Source organism: Leclercia sp. UBA1284, assembly GCF_002308415.1.
GTDB classification, from domain to species: Bacteria; Pseudomonadota; Gammaproteobacteria; order Enterobacterales; family Enterobacteriaceae; genus Enterobacter; species Enterobacter pneumoniae.
The window spans coordinates 1,459,191-1,476,689 of the sequence record NZ_DBUS01000006.1 but is presented as its reverse complement, the minus strand read 5'-3'; the positions used below and the strand labels follow the sequence as shown (position 1 = coordinate 1,476,689).

General features: G+C 55.1%; 15 protein-coding genes. 5 read left to right on the top strand and 10 right to left on the bottom strand.

Features of this window, described 5'->3' with window-relative positions; translation table 11 throughout:
* Positions 1–511: 511 nt before the first annotated feature.
* The 4 genes from B3511_RS10350 to B3511_RS10335 form a co-directional block, all read right to left on the bottom strand.
* Entirely contained in the window at positions 512–1,135 is a 624-nt protein-coding gene (locus tag B3511_RS10350; protein ID WP_046885334.1) for a glutathione S-transferase family protein, read from the bottom strand.
* A gap of 17 nt (positions 1,136–1,152) precedes the next feature.
* Entirely contained in the window at positions 1,153–1,500 is a 348-nt protein-coding gene (gene yajD, locus B3511_RS10345) for an HNH nuclease YajD (protein ID WP_040075514.1), read from the bottom strand.
* Positions 1,501–1,621: 121 nt separating this feature from the next.
* Positions 1,622–2,653, bottom strand: a complete 1,032-nt coding sequence (locus B3511_RS10340; RefSeq protein ID WP_046885335.1) for a methionine synthase — start codon at positions 2,651–2,653, stop codon at positions 1,622–1,624.
* A 27-nt stretch (positions 2,654–2,680) separates the two neighbouring features.
* Positions 2,681–3,658 carry a DUF1852 domain-containing protein gene (locus B3511_RS10335; protein WP_212475898.1) on the bottom strand — a complete coding sequence of 326 codons (978 nt, stop codon included), beginning with the start codon at positions 3,656–3,658 and terminating at the stop codon, positions 2,681–2,683.
* Positions 3,659–3,893: 235 nt separating this feature from the next.
* Between B3511_RS10335 and B3511_RS10330 the strand changes: the two genes are divergently transcribed.
* The 5 genes from B3511_RS10330 to B3511_RS10310 all read left to right on the top strand — a co-directional run bounded on the left by B3511_RS10330 (position 3,894) and on the right by B3511_RS10310 (position 8,747).
* Positions 3,894–4,445, top strand: a complete 552-nt coding sequence (locus B3511_RS10330; RefSeq protein WP_286783676.1) for a GNAT family N-acetyltransferase — start codon at positions 3,894–3,896, stop codon at positions 4,443–4,445.
* A gap of 466 nt (positions 4,446–4,911) precedes the next feature.
* Positions 4,912–5,187, top strand: coding sequence for a metal/formaldehyde-sensitive transcriptional repressor (locus tag B3511_RS10325; RefSeq protein WP_040075518.1), 276 nt, complete (start codon positions 4,912–4,914; stop codon positions 5,185–5,187).
* A 29-nt stretch (positions 5,188–5,216) separates the two neighbouring features.
* Complete coding sequence (locus B3511_RS10320; RefSeq protein WP_040075519.1) at positions 5,217–6,335, top strand: S-(hydroxymethyl)glutathione dehydrogenase/class III alcohol dehydrogenase; 1,119 nt, start codon at positions 5,217–5,219, stop codon at positions 6,333–6,335.
* A gap of 160 nt (positions 6,336–6,495) precedes the next feature.
* Positions 6,496–8,196: a methyl-accepting chemotaxis protein gene (locus tag B3511_RS10315; protein ID WP_286782202.1), complete on the top strand. Its 1,701-nt coding sequence runs from the start codon at positions 6,496–6,498 to the stop codon at positions 8,194–8,196.
* Between the two features lie 110 nt (positions 8,197–8,306).
* Positions 8,307–8,747, top strand: coding sequence for an energy transducer TonB (locus tag B3511_RS10310; protein ID WP_286782200.1), 441 nt, complete (start codon positions 8,307–8,309; stop codon positions 8,745–8,747).
* Between the two features lie 42 nt (positions 8,748–8,789).
* Here B3511_RS10310 and B3511_RS10305 read toward each other — a convergent pair whose 3' ends face one another.
* The 6 genes from B3511_RS10305 to B3511_RS10280 form a co-directional block, all read right to left on the bottom strand.
* Complete coding sequence (locus B3511_RS10305; protein ID WP_286782198.1) at positions 8,790–11,156, bottom strand: glucose/quinate/shikimate family membrane-bound PQQ-dependent dehydrogenase; 2,367 nt, start codon at positions 11,154–11,156, stop codon at positions 8,790–8,792.
* 276 nt (positions 11,157–11,432) lie between these two features.
* Positions 11,433–12,356: a LysR substrate-binding domain-containing protein gene (locus tag B3511_RS10300; protein WP_040075523.1), complete on the bottom strand. Its 924-nt coding sequence runs from the start codon at positions 12,354–12,356 to the stop codon at positions 11,433–11,435.
* Between the two features lie 242 nt (positions 12,357–12,598).
* Positions 12,599–13,468, bottom strand: coding sequence for a 4Fe-4S binding protein (locus B3511_RS10295; protein ID WP_286782196.1), 870 nt, complete (start codon positions 13,466–13,468; stop codon positions 12,599–12,601).
* A 5-nt stretch (positions 13,469–13,473) separates the two neighbouring features.
* Positions 13,474–14,307 (bottom strand): dimethyl sulfoxide reductase anchor subunit family protein, encoded by an 834-nt coding sequence (locus B3511_RS10290; protein WP_046885343.1) that lies wholly within the window; start codon positions 14,305–14,307, stop codon positions 13,474–13,476.
* Positions 14,300–14,932 (bottom strand): DMSO/selenate family reductase complex B subunit, encoded by a 633-nt coding sequence (locus B3511_RS10285; RefSeq protein ID WP_040075526.1) that lies wholly within the window; start codon positions 14,930–14,932, stop codon positions 14,300–14,302. The genes B3511_RS10290 and B3511_RS10285 overlap by 8 nt, the downstream gene beginning before the upstream one ends.
* Complete coding sequence (locus tag B3511_RS10280; protein ID WP_286782193.1) at positions 14,916–17,315, bottom strand: DMSO/selenate family reductase complex A subunit; 2,400 nt, start codon at positions 17,313–17,315, stop codon at positions 14,916–14,918. The genes B3511_RS10285 and B3511_RS10280 overlap by 17 nt, the downstream gene beginning before the upstream one ends.
* Positions 17,316–17,499: the final 184 nt, after the last annotated feature.

The following is a 17,499-nucleotide window of genomic DNA, read 5'->3' as shown; positions in this document are numbered from 1 at the left end:
TGTGGTTCAAAGGGGATTATTACGTAAGTACCGGGGAAGTCGTCACGATGACTGAAAAGGGATCCTGATTGATAATCGACGGAAACGCGTATGGATTTCACATGCAATGCCTTATTCATCAATACGTTGGCTGGGTTTTCGGATGAAGAATGAATGTCCGGGTAACCGCCGGGAAGTGGGTCAGGTATGCGATCGTGAATTGCCGTGCCAGTTTAAACATTGCCCCTTTGGACTCATGAGGGACAACGCAGTGAGTTATTATTCTTTGAAAATTAACAATTCTGGAAGAAATACTCTCTGAGTTACAACTCATCGGTACCGTATTCGTCGTCATGTGCCCCGGGCAAAATGGTTAATAGGGGATAGCGTGAGCAAGGGAAGTTGTTGACTGTCGAGGGGGCGGGGCTTTCTCAAAAGGGATTCAGCTTATCTTATGAGAAACACCCATTCCCCGCTCAACACCGATCTACTACACAGCTAAACCACGACCTCATCGCCATAGCGGTCGGATTTACACCATGCCATTGTTACCATGCCGTAAAAAGGCCGGACGTTGATTCAGTTTTTCAAACCATACGTCGATAGCGGGCACATCAGGATGGGGGAAGGGCGTCATTTTCCAGCGATTCACCGATAACCCGAGCACAATATCCGCGAGGGTAAAGGTGTCACCTGCGACCCAGGCGCCGGTACGCTGAAGTTGTTGTTCAACGATATCAATACAGTGATTCCATTCGGTAATGCCGTTGGCAATCGCGTTTTGATCGTTAAAGGCGGGGTTTTTACGGGCAAGCGCCGGAAAGGCATAGCGCCAGGCGTTGTTAAACTCCGACGCCTGCCAGTCCATCCAGTGCTCAACATTCGCTGCCGCCTGCGCTTCGAGAGGAAGCAGGTCATCGCGGCTGGCTTTGCGCGCCAGATAGCGGCAAATCGAATTGGACTCCCACAGCACGAACCCCTCATCAACAATGACCGGCACCATGGCATTGGGGTTAAGGGCTTTGAACTCAGGCGTTTGGGTTGAGGCAAAACCGCTGCCGTAATCTTCCTGAAGATAATCGATGCCCGCCTCTTCACAGGTCCAGAGCACCTTACGCACGTTGATGGATGATTTTTTTCCCAAAATTCTGAGCATGCTGCGAGCCTCCTCGACTATTTTTTCTTGCCAATCATCGCTTTTAAATCGGCAAAGGGATTGTATGTTGCCGCCCCGATATCTTTTTGCGCATCTTCACCCGCCACTACCGTGGAGCCGTACTGGTCCGCCTCGGTGTATTTCGAGTGTTCATGATCATGGCAAAACAGGCACAGCAACTCCCAGTTGCTGCCATCGGGCGGGTTATTGGTATGGTCGTGGTCGATATGGTGGACGGTTAATTCGCGCAGGTTGGAGTAGACAAACTCGCGCGAGCAGCGTCCACATACCCAGGGATAAATTTTTAAGGCTTTTTCGCGGTAGCCGCTTTCCAGCTGCGTGTAGTTTTTTGGGATCAGCGCCATGGCAGATGTTACCTGTGGTAATAAATTTGCTGACCACGATAACCGAAAAGGGGGCAGAAGGAGAATGCTGTGCGGTAGAGAAAACCGCTTTTAATTCACCTTTGCCCACGATGGTGGCTAATTATCTTCCGGCGAGCTCAGCGCGCACGATGTCGGCACCTGCGCTTAAAGCATGGAGTTTGCCATTGGCAACCCGGCGGGAGAGGGGAGTCATCCCGCAGTTGGTCGAAGGATAAAGTTTATCGGCATCAACAAACTGCAGCGCTTTTCGCAACGTATCCGCCACCTCTTCCGGCGTTTCGACCGTATGGGTTGCGACGTCGATTGCCCCGACCATCACTTTTTTACCGCGGATCAGTTCGAGCAGATCCATTGGTACGCGCGAGTTATGGCATTCCAGGGAGATAATATCGATGCTGGAGGTTTGCAGTTTAGGGAAGGCCTCTTCGTATTGTCTCCACTCAGAACCCAGCGTCTGTTTCCAGTCGGTGTTGGCTTTAATGCCATAGCCGTAGCAAATATGCACTGCGGTTTCGCATTTCAGCCCTTCAACGGCCCTTTCTAATGCCGCGATACCCCAGTCATTTACTTCATCAAAGAAAACATTAAAAGCAGGTTCATCGAACTGGATAATATCGACGCCAGCCGCTTCTAACTCTTTCGCTTCCTGATTCAGGATCTTCGCAAATTCCCAGGCCAGCTTTTCGCGGCTTTTATAATGGGCATCGTAAAGCGTATCGATCATGGTCATCGGGCCGGGCAGAGCCCACTTAATGGGCTTATGGGTTAACTGACGTAAAAAACGGGCATCTTCCACGAAAACCGGTTTTTGGCGCGCAACAGCCCCTACCACGGTAGGAACGCTTGCGTCATAGCGGTTACGAATTTTCACGACTTCGCGTTTTTCAAAATCTACGCCGCTCAGGTGTTCAATAAAGGTCGTGACAAAGTGCTGACGCGTCTGCTCACCATCGCTGACGATATCAATCCCGGCACGGAGTTGATCAAACAGGGCCAGGCTCAGCGCATCTTTTTTCCCCTCGATTAACTCTTCATTTTGCAATTTCCAGGGGGACCACAGTTTCTCGGGCTCCGCCAGCCAGGAAGGTTTCGGTAAGCTGCCAGCCGTTGAAGTGGGAAGCAAGATTGTCATAATAAATCGCCTTGTACTTTCGGTTAATTAAAGAGCGTAATGCGCAGACCACTGCTCAAGAACATGCTTATAGGGTTTGATAAAGTGCTCTTCAGTAAATTTGCCTTGCTCAATAGCCAGTTGGCTCCGCTCTTCCCGGTCATAAACAATTTTCGTTAATGAGTGATCCTGGTGAGTCAGGCTGGGTTGATAGAGCTGGCCTGCCGCGGAGTTAGCATTGTAAATTTCGGGGCGGTAGATTTTCTGAAAGGTCTCCATCGTACTGATGGTGCCGATCAATTCCGGATTGGTGTAATCACGCAGTAAATCACCGGTAAAATAGAAGGCTAACGGCGCGACGCTATTTTTGGGCATGAAATAGCGAACCTGCAGCCCCATTTTATTGAAGTATTGTTCAGTGAGTGACACGCCATTCTGCGCATATTCATGACCCAGAACCGGATGTTCATTGCCCGTACGGTGATAAATATCTTTACTCGATACACTCAGGCAGATCACCGGCGCCTTTTTGAAGTGCGCTTTATACGCGTCTGAATGAATAAAGTGCTTAAAGATATTGCCGTGCAGATCGCCAAAATTATCCGGAATGCTGAAGCCGGGCTTGTCTTTGTTGTGATCCAGCAGCACGACGCTGAAGTCATAATCGCGGACATACGAGGAGAAGTTATTCCCCACAATGCCCTCTGTGCGTTCATGCGTTTTATGGTCGAGGATCCAGGTTCTCAAAACTTCGATTGCCGGGAAGCTTTCGCCGTTTGGCCCCAGATTCATCTCAACGGAAATAATATCCAGTTCGATGGAATAGCGATCGCCTTTTGGATTATCCCAGTGCGCCAGGGTATTAAAACGATTATTCATCATCACCAGCGTATTGCGCAGATTCTCCTGACGATTATCCCCTCTGGCGAGATTGGCAAAGTTAGTGGTAATACGCGTATTCTCAGAGGGGTTATAGTTCTCATCGAAACGGCTGCTTTTAATCGTAAAGGTGAAATCAGTATTCATCGCAATTCGGTATCCTGGACGTCATAAGAAAAGGACATTGAGAAGAGCCTTGACTGTGCGCAAGTTAGCTCAATGCGATCTTCTTGTTATTAATTGGTTAATAGGGATATTTTATGCCAGAGCCTCGGGAGGAGTGAAAGCGACTAAATTTCACGACAACATGAGTTCTCTTCATGTTCGGGAAAGGTGTAGGGTGGTCTCATCCGGACAATGTTTAGCATCAAGGAGAACACGCATGCAGATACCCGCGTTAACCACAGAGCGTTTGCTATTAAAACCGCTGGTCGAGGATGATGCCCGGCAAATTCAGCACGCTTTTCCCCGTTGGGAAATTGTGCAGTATCTGGTCTCAACGGTGCCCTGGCCTTACCCCGATAATGGCGCGGAGTATTATGTGAATCAGGTTGCCCTCCCTGACGTGGCAAAGGGTATTGCCTGGTTCTGGTCAATCCGCCGCCGTGAAGATCCCGATACGCTTATCGGGCTGATCTGTTTATATGATGTGGAGGATAATAACCGGGGCTTTTGGCTGGTCCCTGAATGGCAAGGGCAGGGATATATGCGTGAAGCCAGCGAGGCCGCAACGGATTACTGGTTTAATATCTTGAATGGGCCGGTATTACGTGCACCAAAAGCCGTAGTTAATAGCCGCTCAAGGCAAATATCAATTCGAAGCGGTATGCGGCTGATTAAAACCGAAAAGAAACAGTATGTCAGCGGACTTCTGAACTCAGAAATATGGGAAATTACCCGCGATGAGTGGAACGCCAGGCGTCTACTCGGATAAAACAGTAATAATAAGGCCCCCACGCCCCCACTAAATATTCATGGAATTTATGATGATGGCCGCGCTATCAGACGATATATCCCTCAACGCCATAGATTTACGTTAAGGTAGAGGTTCAATACGCCTGACTGGAGGGGCCTATCCCCAACATCAAGTTTGAATGTCCGGTTTGCACGAGTAAGAGATTCTATTTCACCTCTTTTGGCGGCTCGTTACATAACCAACCTCATGGTGCAGTGTGCTCCATCTGTGGAACCCGACTCACCACGCATTCATGTGTGCCGAAACTCCGCCGCCGGCGGTGGCCAAAACAAGTGCCGTAAATGGAGGCCTCACGAGAGGCCTCTCTGGAACGTCATCTTCCCCCTCATAAATCATCACTCCCACATTAAAACCGGTAGAAAGTTACGGTTTACAGCCGTTCATAACCTATATAGTATACCCCCCTACAGTATATGGAGGGCGTATGCCGCATTCACCCGAAGATAAAAAACGTGTCCTTACCCGCGTTCGCCGCATTCGTGGGCAGGTTGATGCCCTTGAGCGCGCGCTGGAATCCGGGGAGCCCTGCCTGTCCATCCTGCAACAGATTGCCGCGGTGCGCGGTGCTGCGAACGGGCTGATGGGCGAAATGGTCGAAATTCACCTCAAAGATGAGCTGGTCACGGGTGAAACCACCCCGGACCAGCGGGCAGTACGGATGGCAGAAGTCGGCCATTTGCTGCGCTCTTATCTAAAATAAAAATCAGACATCACTAAAAGGAAAGCGTTATGAAATCACGTGCTGCTGTTGCATTTGGCCCTGGTCAGCCGCTGAAAATCGTTGAGATTGATGTCGCACCGCCGAAAAAAGGCGAAGTGCTGATCAAAATCACCCATACCGGCGTTTGCCACACCGATGCGTTCACGCTCTCGGGCGAAGATCCGGAAGGGGTCTTCCCGGCGGTGCTGGGGCATGAAGGCGGCGGCGTAGTGGTGGAAGTGGGTGAAGGGGTGACCAGCCTGAAGCCGGGCGACCATGTTATTCCGTTATACACCGCGGAGTGTGGTGAGTGTAAGTTCTGTAAATCCGGTAAAACCAACCTCTGCCAGGCGGTTCGCGCTACCCAGGGTAAAGGGCTGATGCCGGACGGTACTACTCGTTTCTCTTATAATGGTGAGCCGATTTACCACTACATGGGCACCAGTACCTTCAGCGAATACACCGTGGTGGCTGAAATCTCGCTGGCAAAAGTGAACCCACAAGCACCGTTGGATAAAGTTTGTCTGCTGGGCTGCGGCGTGACCACCGGTATCGGTGCGGTTCACAACACCGCAAAAGTGAAAGAGGGTGATAACGTCGCAGTCTTTGGCCTGGGCGGTATCGGTCTGGCGGTGATTCAGGGTGCAGTCCAGGCGAAAGCGGGGCGCATTATTGCCGTGGACACCAACCCAGAGAAGTTCAAGCTGGCGGGTGAAATGGGCGCGACCGATTTCATCAACCCGAAAGACTACGACAAGCCGGTGCAGGATGTGATCGTAGAACTGACCGACGGCGGCGTGGAGTTTAGCTTCGAATGTATCGGTAACGTCAACGTGATGCGTTCGGCGCTGGAGTGCTGCCACAAAGGCTGGGGCGAGAGCATCATCATTGGCGTGGCGGGCGCAGGTCAGGAGATCAAAACCCGTCCATTCCAGCTGGTGACCGGTCGCGTCTGGCGCGGTTCCGCTTTCGGTGGGGTAAAAGGCCGTACGCAACTGCCTGGCATGGTTGAAGATGCGATGGTGGGGAAAATCAATCTCGACCCGTTCATCACTCACCGTCTGCCGCTGGAACAGATCAACGAGGCCTTTGATCTGATGCACGAAGGTAAATCCATCCGTACGGTTATCCATTTCGGCGATAACTGATTATTCTGCCAGCGGTTTCTGCCGCTGGCATTTCTTTAATAATCTTTTCTAAAGTGTGACGTGGCTGGCGATTTTAGCCATAAGCTAATTCTCTGCCGTGCCGATGACTCTATTACGGGCGTGTTTTTTGCGCATCTTACTTATAAGAGAGTCGACGGTCATGGATACTTCATCAACGATGCGGGCGCAACACAAGTTGAGCTTCCTGCATCACATCAGGTTGCTTCCGCTGTTTTCCTCCATTCTCGGCGGCATTATTTTGCTGTTTGCCCTGAGCTCAGGTCTGGCTGGCTATTTCCTGTTACAGGCTGATACCGACCAGCAGGACGTGACATCAGAAATCGAAGTGCGCACCGGGTTGTCGAACAGCTCGAACCATCTGCGCACCGCGCGTATTAATATGATCCACGCGGGTGCGGCCAGCCGTATCGCTGAAATGGACGCAATGAAGCAAAACATCGCGGAAGCAGAGCGCCGTATTAAGCAGTCGCAAGAGAGCTTTAAAATCTATATGAACCGTGCGGTGCGTACTCCTGCCGACCAGGCGCTGGATAACGACCTCAAAGCACGTTACGAGGCCTATATTAATGGGCTGCAGCCGATGCTGAAATTTGCCAAAAATGGCATGTTTGAAGCCATCATCAATCATGAAAATGAAAGCGCCCGCCCGCTGGATGACGGGTACAACGAAATCTTGCTGAAAGCGATTAAAATCCGTACCGATCGCGCGAATCAGCTTGCCGAACAGGCGCATTCCCGTACGCAGCTCGGGCTGATGTTTATGGTGGGTGCCTTCGCGCTGGCGTTGATCTTAACCGCCATCACCTTCCTGGTGCTGCGCCGCACGGTAATCAATCCGCTGCAGCGCGCCGCTAATCGTATTGCGCATATCGCCAAAGGCGATCTGACGCTGGCCGACGACCTGACCGGGCGCAGCGAGATTGGTCGTCTGACGCAGGATCTGCAAACCATGCAGCACTCCCTGGTGAAAACCGTCGGCACCGTGCGTCAGGGGGCAGAAGAGATTTATCGCGGTACCAGCGAAATCTCCGCCGGCAATACCGATCTCTCCTCCCGTACTGAACAGCAGGCTGCGGCAATCGAAGAGACCGCCGCCAGCATGGAGCAACTGACCGCCACCGTGAAACAGAACGCGGACAACGCCCATCACGCCAGCAAACTGGCGGAAGATGCCTCAGGTAAAGCCAGCCGTGGCGGCCAGATGGTCTCCGGGGTGGTGAAAACCATGGGTAACATCTCCACCAGCTCGAAGAAAATCTCTGAGATCACCGCGGTGATTAACAGCATTGCCTTCCAGACCAACATCCTGGCGCTGAACGCGGCGGTAGAGGCGGCGCGTGCCGGTGAACAGGGGCGCGGCTTTGCCGTAGTAGCAAGCGAAGTCCGTACCCTGGCCAGCCGCAGCGCGAATGCGGCCAAAGAGATTGAAGGGCTGATTAACGAGTCCGTTACCTTGATCGATCAGGGCTCGGGTGAAGTCGTTGCCGCAGGCAACACCATGAATGAGATCGTTGAGGCGGTGAAACGCGTCACCGACATCATGCTGGAGATTGCCGCCGCATCCGATGAACAGAGCCGCGGCATTGTGCAGGTAAGCCAGGCCATTTCCGAGATGGATAAAGTCACCCAGCAGAACGCCTCGCTGGTGGAAGAAGCTTCTGCCGCCGCCGCCTCGCTGGAAGAGCAGGGCGCGCGTCTGACCGAAGCCGTAGGCGCATTCCGTCTTAACGGCGCGGCGCAAACGCGCAGCAGCACCGCCTTCACCCCCAGCGCGCCATCGACGCCGTTACGCCCGGCGGCGGTGAACGCCACTTCCAGCGATAACTGGGAAACGTTCTAATCCCATCGCGGTAAGTCGCCAGAGGGTTCATGCGTCAGTATGAGCCCTTTTTTTTCGCCTGCGGTCAGCAACAGCTATGCTCTGTGTAAGAGATGATGAGGAACGCAAAGATGCAGCTATCAATACAAATTACGCAGGTTGCCTGTATGGCGCTGCTGGTGGCGGGCTGTTCGTCAGGAGGCAGCGTCGGGATCGGCGGCGTTGGCATTGGCGGCGGCAGTAGCGGGGTGGGCGTCGGGCTCTCGTTTCCGGTGGGCGGCAGCACGGCGGATAACGATGCCCTGGCAGATTGCGAGGGAGACGTTTACCGGATCACTCCACGCTATCCGCAGCAGGCCGCGGCGCAGCAGTTTTCGGGCCGGGTCACGGTGTCATTCAACGTCAAGCTGAACGGGCGAGCGGCAGACTACAACGCGGCAGGAGATAAGGCCTTCTTCGAGGAGACGAAACGCGCCGTGCTTCGCAGCTGCTGGCCAGAGGGGGTAAGGCAGAATCTGGTGGTGAGCTACAGCAATGGCAAAGAGGTTACCTGGCAGGAGAATTCGCTGTAAAAAAACCGGCCACAAAGGTGGCCGGTTGCGGGTTGAAACGGATTACGACTTATCTGGCAGGGCGTAGGCGATGATGTAATCGCCGCGATCCGGAGACTGACGTGCGCCGCCTGCATTGATGATGATGTACTGTTTGCCGGTCTTCGGCGAAACGTAGGTCATCGGGCCGGACTGGCTGCCCACTGGCAGACGATCTTTCCAAATCTCCTTACCGGTGGCGGTATCAAACGCCCGCAGGTAGAAGTCCTGAGTGCCGGCAAAGAACAGCAGGCCAGACTGGGTAGAGAACGATGCGCCCAGGGTCGGCATCCCGATAGGGATGGGCATATGCATTCGGATACCCAGCGGACCGGTATCCTGCACCGTGCCGACCGGAACCTGCCACACCAGCTTGCCGGACTTCAGATCCACCGCCGACATGGTCCCGAATGGCGGTTTTTGACACGGGATCCCCAGCGGCGAGAGGAAGCGTTCCCGCATCGCACCGAACGGGGTGCCATCCATCGGCACAATGCCCATCTCAATACCGCTGGCGTCCTTCGCAACGTTGGCGCGCGGCACCATGTAGTTGGCCAGCCCCAGACGCATATCATTCACAAACATCAGGCCGTTGTTCGGGTCAACCGACACGCTGCCCCAGTTCATGCCGCCGAGCGATCCCGGGAACTGCAGGGAGCGATCGAGGCCAGGCGGGGTGTAGACCCCCTGATGGCGCATCTCTTTGAACTGGATACGGCACAGCAGCAAGTCAACCGGCGTTGCGCCCCACATGTCGGACTCGGTCAGGGTCTGGTTGCCAATCATCGGCATACCCACGGAGTACGGTTGGGTAGGTGAGTAACGCTCGCCTTCGACGTTGCCCGCCGGAACCGGACGCTCTTCCACTTTCGCCACCGGTTCGCCGGTTTCGCGGTTGAGCATAAAGATCATGCCCTGCTTGCTGGTCTGCACCAGCACCGGCGTGGTCCCGCCCTTGTCGTCAGGCAGATCGTACAGCAGCGGCTGAGCGGGCAGGTCAAAGTCCCACAGATCATGGTGCGTGGTCTGGAAATGCCAGCGTACTTTACCGGTGGTGGCATCTACCGCCACCACGGAGGAGCTGTATTTATCGTCCAGCGCGGTGCGCTCACCCGCATAGAAATCGGGGGTGGCATTACCGGTCGGCAGGTAGATCAGGTTCAGCTTCGCATCGTAAGACATCGCCGACCAGACATTCGGCGTACCGCGCGTATAGGTCTGGCCTTTCGGCGGCAGGCCGGTAATGTCCGGATTTCCGGGATCCCAGGCCCACGCCAGTTTACCCGTATGCACGTCATAGGCCCGCACAACACCCGGCGGCTCGCCGGTAGAGAAGTTATCCGCCACGCGGCCGCCTACCACCACGACATTACCCGCAACCAGCGGCGTCGAGGTTTGCTGATAGTAGCCCGGTTTGATCTCACCCATGCCCACGCTCAGGTCAACCACACCGTGCTCGCCAAACCCCTCACACACCTTGCCGTTATCGGCATTAAGGGCAATCAGGCGCGCATCGGTCGTGGGCAGGAACAGACGGCGTGAACAGGCGGCCGGCTGCGACTCGTTCTGTGACGTTGTCACAGAAGAGTTATCTTCAAAGTAACCCAAACCACGGCAACGTTGCCAGTTTGGCGCGGTCGCTTTGGCATCATAACGCCATTTCTCTTTACCGGAATCCACATCCAGCGCCAGCACCTTGCTGTATGGGGTACACACGTAAAGCGTATCGCCAATCTGTAGCGGCGTGTTCTGGTCCTCGGCACCAGAGCCGTTGCTCTGCGGGATATCCCCGGTATGGGCGACCCAGGCGACTTTCAGCTCACTGATGTTTTGCTTGTTAATCTGGTCGAGCGCCGCAAAGCGATCGCCGTGGGTGGTATTGCCCCAGTGCGCCCAGTTTTTCTGTTGTTGCCCTTCGGCGACCGGTTTCACCGGTACCGGCTCGTTGGCCGCGACCAGCGTTTGTGGTTTAAACATCCAGCCGAAACTGACCAGCATCGCCACTGCCAGCATGGCTGCAATCGCAAAAGCCGGGCCTTTACGGCTACCACGCAGGAACGGCCAGACAATCGCCGCGAGGAACGCCAGCACCGTGAAGGTGAACAGGCGTGAGAAGAGCGGCCAGAAGTCCCAGCCCGCATCGCTTACCGCCCAGAACAGCGAGGCGATGAATGCCACAGCGTACAGGATGATGCCGCTGACGCGATGGCGTGCAATTAAGAACGCGGCGATAAGCATCACCACGCCCATAATCAGGAAGTAAAACGTTCCCCCCACGGTGGCGAGCTTTAAGCCCAGCCCCCCTACGGCCAGACCGATAATTGCCATCAGTCCGACCAGTAACCACAGCAGGAATCGGGGGATCCCGCGTGGCGTGTTACCTAAAGCCATTTCTATCTCCTGAACAACCTCAACGTCTTTAAACCATTGCCAGTGACTTGCGTACCAAATGGATAGCAGAGGTGGAGGTTTATCATAAATAATGCACTATTAGCCAGCTAGCGGGCCGTGTAATTCACCGTTTTACAGTGTTAGCGAACCATTTGGTGAATTGGCGGGTATGATAAATCTGTTAAATTGTTTTACGCAATTGTTAATGAATGATTTCGCATTATTTGATTAAGGCGAGAAAAAGCCCGTCGACAAGACGGGCCTGAGGTGGGGCGATTAGACCGGCATGGATTTTCGTATCGAGCTTAGTAGCGTTTGTGCGGCGGAAGAGAGAGGGCTATCCACCCGCGTCAGTACACCTATAGGTTCACCCGCGCCGGTGGAGGGGACAGGGAGTGAGACCAGGGTGCCCTGGCGTAAATCTTCTTTAACGGCGCCAGAAGGCACAAACCAGACGTAGTCGAAATCAACTGTAAGCTGACGAGAGAGTGAGGCCGATAGCGTCTCGATACAGCCCGGCGGAAGTTTGCAGCCCTGTGCCTGAAGCAGGGTTTCGGCGGTCTGACGCGGCACCGTGCCTTTCGGCGACACCACCACCGGCCACTCCATCACCCGGCTCAGGGTCACGGTATCGTTAAGCAAGGGGTGATTGGGGCGAACCACCAGCTTCAGGGATTCGAGGAACAGCAACTCATAATTCAGACCGCTCATTAATTCAGGATCTGACATGCGGCCAATGCCCAGATCCAGCTCGCCAGATTTGAGCCCCGCCAGCAGCATGGGGTTATTCATGGTTGCGACCTGCAGCGTAATGTTGCGCTGCTGCTTATGAAACTGGCCTATGACCGCAGGTAAAATGCCCAGCGCGGCGGTGGGCAGGGCGCCAATACGCACCACATCCGGGGTGTGTTCATCTTTGCGCGTCAACGACTGCCCGGCGGTGTTCAGGGCGTCCAGCACCTTAACGGCATGGGTCAGAAATTGTTCGCCCATCAACGTAAGCTGCGCCCCCAGCCGCCCGCGTTCAAAAAGGCGGGTACCGGTAAGTTGCTCCAGCTCATTGAGCGTTTTTGATAACGCCGGCTGGCTTAAATTAAGCGTTTCAGCCGCTCGCCCCAGCGTTCCCTGTTGAGCGACGGCCACGAATGTATGCAGATGGCGCAAGCGAATGCGCTGACTAAACAGACCATTTTTTTCCATAGGCGATGTTTAAAGCAGAGCGATGAGAGAGACAAGAAAAGTTGTTTAATTTTGATAACCTGCTAGCAAAATATCATTAACATTTACTCATTTTATGCAAAGTGCCAGTTTGCCGCCTTGTAAAAAGCGTGTGCCACCAGGCTGTTGTTTCGACAGGATTAAATCTGCGGCAGTAAACGAAAAGAGGATCCTGACCCCCGAACCGGCACAGCCGGGAGGCGGGGCGAGAACATAAAGAGAGGTTATGCTTCGCGCATGGCGTGGCGATGTTGGTGACAAATATGACAGCGCTCAGCCTGAGGCGAAAAGGTAGAAAAGGGGTGGCGACAGACGGAACAGACCTTCTGCATCAGCGGAAACCGCTGCGCATGCGCTGCGGCGATCTCTCGCCGGAGAGTGATTGCCCCGGTAAAACAGACCGCCGTGCAGGCATGGCATCCGGAGCAGGCAGAAGAATCCCACTCCAGTGCGGTCTGGGTGAAGCGCAGCGCTTTTTCCGCGCATGCCCGGGCGCAGGCCCCACAGGCCACACAGCGTGATAGCGAAAAGTCCAGTTCGTAAGGGGTAAAAGGGTGGTAAGCCTGCAGGCGTGTGGGCTGATCTGCCGTGACGCTTGCGGTCTGGTGCGCATCATCGGGTACGCGAAGCCAGTGCCGACGAAAGCCATCCACAGGGCGCGACGGCGGTGGAAAAATCTGCCACTCCGCTTCGTTCAGTTCCCTCAGGATCACATTAAGCGCAGCCACCGCACGCAACCAGGCGGGGTGGGCCGCGTAATCCAATTCCACGCCCCCTATCGCGTACTGGCGGTGCCATAGCAGCAGCTCTTCTGGGGTAATGGTGGTCGAAAAGGGGCCGACCAGTCGGTTGTTACACAGGTTGCGTCTGAGGGGCTGAAGATGAGTCAGCGCATCGGTCGGACAGATGAAGAGACAATTACCGCAGCGCAGGCAAGCGTCAGCGTCGAGGTGCGGCCCGTCAGAACCGATGTTGATTGCCGCCACCGGACAGGCATCTGCACAGGCCTGGCAGCGGTGGCGCGAGAACGTTTTACGCAGGCAAGAGGCCCCCACGCCGGGGGGCGGTGAGGGCTTTATGGAGAAAGGACGCATCACAATCAGCCGATGCTAAAGAAAACAAAGCGGAAGAGAATCTCTGCCAGGATCAGCAGGAGCCCTCCGAACAGCACGCCGTTTCTACGGTGACGCCAGGCGCTGAACGCAAACAGAATGGCGCCCAGGACGCTGGCAACCCAGCTAAACAGTCGCAGCCCGCCATGCTGATTGAAGGCCTCAACCGGCTGATGCGGCAGGGTGACGACGCCATTCAGCGGCGCGCTGGCCAGATAGTGCACGTAGGCTGGCTGAGCCAGCAGACGCACCGCCACAATCGCGATAACCAGCATCGCCGCCAGACGCAGAAGTCGCGTGCGAGCCTGCATCACGCCAGGGGTATTCAGTAGGGGCAGCCAGGCCATCGCCACCGCGCCGAGAATGCCCACCGCGCCATAAAACATCAGCCAGGTGTTGAAATGCATCCAGGTCACCACCGTGCTGCTGGCGTAGATCGCGCTCATGCACCAGACGTCGATCAACCCTAGCAGCGTGGCAACCGGCAACAACAGCGCCAGCGGTGATTTTCTTACCAGCATGCTGAGCGTGCAAAGACCAAGCACCGCGAGATAGAGACTGGCGAAGACGATTTCACGGCTTAACCACGAGCTGGCTACATGGCGCAGCGCATTAAACGCATTCAGCGGATAACCCAGGTGCAGCGTCGAGGCCACCAGACCCAGCCCGCCGGCAATGCAGGCCAGCAGCATGGCTGGCAGCAGCTGACGCTGGGCCGCAGGCAGCGTTTTCGCCTTTCTGACGGCGAGGGTTAAAAACAGCGTGATACCGACCGAGCCTTGCACCAGCAGGGTGAAAATCAGTAATGGCAACTCATGCATGCGGCGGCTCCTCTTTTTCTGCCCCAGCGTGGGGTTTTATCACCAGGTTCGGCTGCGTAATGGACGAATCCGGCAGCCCCTGAACATCGCAAACCGTACCGTACAGGGCGCGGAGCTCATCGATGGGGCCAAACTTAATGGCCCCCAGCGGACAGGTTGCTACGCAGATGGGCTGCTCGCCTTGCGCCAGTAAATCTACGCACAGGTCGCATTTCGACATCTGCCCCGTCTCCTCATTCATCTGCGGTGCGCCGTACGGGCAGGACCAGGCGCAATAGCCGCAGCCCACGCATTTGCGGGTATCGACGCGCACGATGCCGTCGCCGGGCCGTTTGTGCATCGCGGTGGTGGGGCAGTTTTTAGTGCAGATAGGATCGGCACAATGGTTACAGGAGATCGAGAGGGTATAAGCGAATACCGAGTTGCTCACGCCCCCCTGACCGGTCGGGATAAATCCGCCGCCATTCACCTCGTATACCCGACGAAAGCGTCGACCCACCTCAAGATTATGTTTGTCTTTGCAGGCCACCTGACAGGCTTTACAGCCCGAGCAGCGCGAAGAATCGATGAAAAATCCCAGCTGTTTATCGCTGACCGCGGGGAACTCTTTATACTGCTGACTCATACTTGACGACCTCCACAAGCAGGGTTTGATGCGCGTTACCTTTAGCAAGCGGAGTAATTCGCGCCGAGCTTAGTACGTTTGGACAACCGCCGAGATCGACCCCGTCGGCATCCGGCTGCCACCAGGCACCCGCCTGCATGGCCACGACGCCGGGAATGATGCGCGGCGTCACTTCAGCCGGCACCTGACAGACGCCGCGCGCATTGTGAATGCGCACGAGGTCGCCCTGGCGGATACCCCGTTTTTGCGCATCCAGCGGGTTGATCCACAGTTTTTGGATCTGCACCTCCTGCAGCCAGGGGTTGGCATATTGCGTGGAGTTTGCGCGGTTCTTTCCTTTCCAGGTGATCAGCTGCAGCGGATACTGTTTGACCAGCGGATCCTCCGGGCCTTCCGCCGCCGGGACGTAGTGCGACAGGGCAGGAATGTCGGGATGCTTCATGTCGTACAGCCGTTTGGAGAAAATCTCGATTTTGCCCGACGGCGTGGGGAACGGGTTCGCCTCGGGATCGCGAATGTTGGCTTCAAACGCCACGTAGGGTTCGCTTTTAAATAGATGCTGGCGCGTTTGCTGCAGCTCAGTAAAGGTGGGCAAATGCTCATCCGGCATCGCCTGGCGGGTCTGCTCCCAGATGTGTTCGATCCACTCTTTTTCACTGCGCCCTTCACTGAATTGCGGCTCAACGCCGAGCTTGGCGGCCACTTCGCGCTGCCAGTCGTAATCCGAACGGCGTTCAAATTCGGGCTCAATCAGCTTTTCAGAGAGGATCAGATAGCTGCCGGTCCCCCAGGTTTCGCCGATGTTCCAGCGCTCCATAAAGCTGGTTTCCGGGAGCAGCAGATCGGCGTAACGGGCGCTGGGGGTCATATAGAGATCGCTGACTAAGATAAACTCTATTTTGGATTCATCCTCCAGCACCTTTACCGCCTGGAGCAGGTCGGGGTTCTGGTTTGCCAGATAGTTACCCGCCAGCGACACCAGCATGCGGATGTTGCTTTTCAGCTGTGTGGCACCGGTGAGGCCGTCCTGCGGCGTAACCTTGCTGGCATCGTCGGCGGCCTGCACCCAGTTCATGATAGAGATTTTCTCTTTTACCGGGTTGTCGGGCATCTCGGGACCGGTCGTAAACTTACGGTTTCCACAGCCGCCGTAGCCTGCCGCCCAGCCGCCTTTCACGCCGACGTTACCGGTCAGGGTAGCCAGCAGGGTAGAGCCGCGGGCGGTACGCTCGCCGCAGATATGGCGTTGAGGACCCCAGCCCTGAATCAGCGCCGCCGGTTTGGTGGTGGCATAGTCACGTGCGAGCTGGCGAATGGTTTGCGCCGGGACGTGGGTAATTTTCTCGGCCCATTCCGGCGTTTTTACGATGCCGTCTTTTTTACCCGTCAGGTAAGCGACCAGCGATTCGTTGGCCGGTACCCCCTCTGGCATGGACGCTTCATCAAAGCCGAGGGTATATCGTTCAATAAAGGCCTTATCATGAAGGTTTTCGCTGACGATGACATACATCATCGCATCCATCAGCGCATTATCCGTTGAGGGCAGAAGCGGCACCCATTCATCGGCCAGCGATGACACCGTATCGGAATAGCGCGGGTCAACCACAATAAAGCGCGTACCTTTTTGCTTCATTTGCTGGAAATAGTGGTTGCTGTGGCCAAAGATGGTCTCAGTCGGGTTATGTCCCCAGAGAATGACCAGCGGGGTATCGGCCAGCGTATCCAGTGAACTGCCGCTGGCAGCGGTGCCGTAGGTATAAGGGGTGGCGGCGGCTGTATTGCCCATGCTGACGGAGTGATAATATTGCAGATAGCCGCCGGTGAGATTAAATAAACGGCGCATCATTTTATCGCCGGAAAAAGTCCCTCCGCTGACGGCGGTATTATTATGAACAAAACGCGACTCAGGACCATATTTGGCGGTAATACGTTTGATGTTATCCGCAATAAGGGTGGTGGCTTCGTCCCAGGAGATACGTTCGAATTTACCTTCGCCGCGTTTTCCTACCCGCTTCATCGGATATTTAAGACGGTCGGGATGATAAACGAATTTACGGTAGCTGCGGCCGCGAACGCAGGCGCGCATTACCGGCATTTGCGTATCAAGTGCGCTGTCCGGACGCGTGGTAATTTGGGTCACCACGCCGTCGGCAATGTGGGCCCGAATGTCACATTTACCGCCGCAATCGAAGGTACTGCAGGTTTGCACTACGCGTTCCGCTGCGTGAACCTCGTTGATGACCGTACCGGCATCACTCCCCGTGGCATTTGCTCGTTGGTTGAACAAAAAAGGGAGGGCTACAGCGGCCGAACTCGCTTTCAGGAATCCCCGTCGGGAGACGCCGAGCGGGAGGCTGTCGTCATTGTTTTCAGGTGCAGACATAATTGTTCCTCTTTTAAAGAGCGCGTATTTTGTCTTATAGCCCGAAGGGGGTAATTGATATTAATCAAGGGGCGGGAGAGGAATATAACATCCTCATTTAAATGATAATTGTTAGCAATTAAAATGGCGTAAAAAACGGCTGAGAAAGTCTTGTATTATTCAGATGAGTGATAGCGTAAACAGT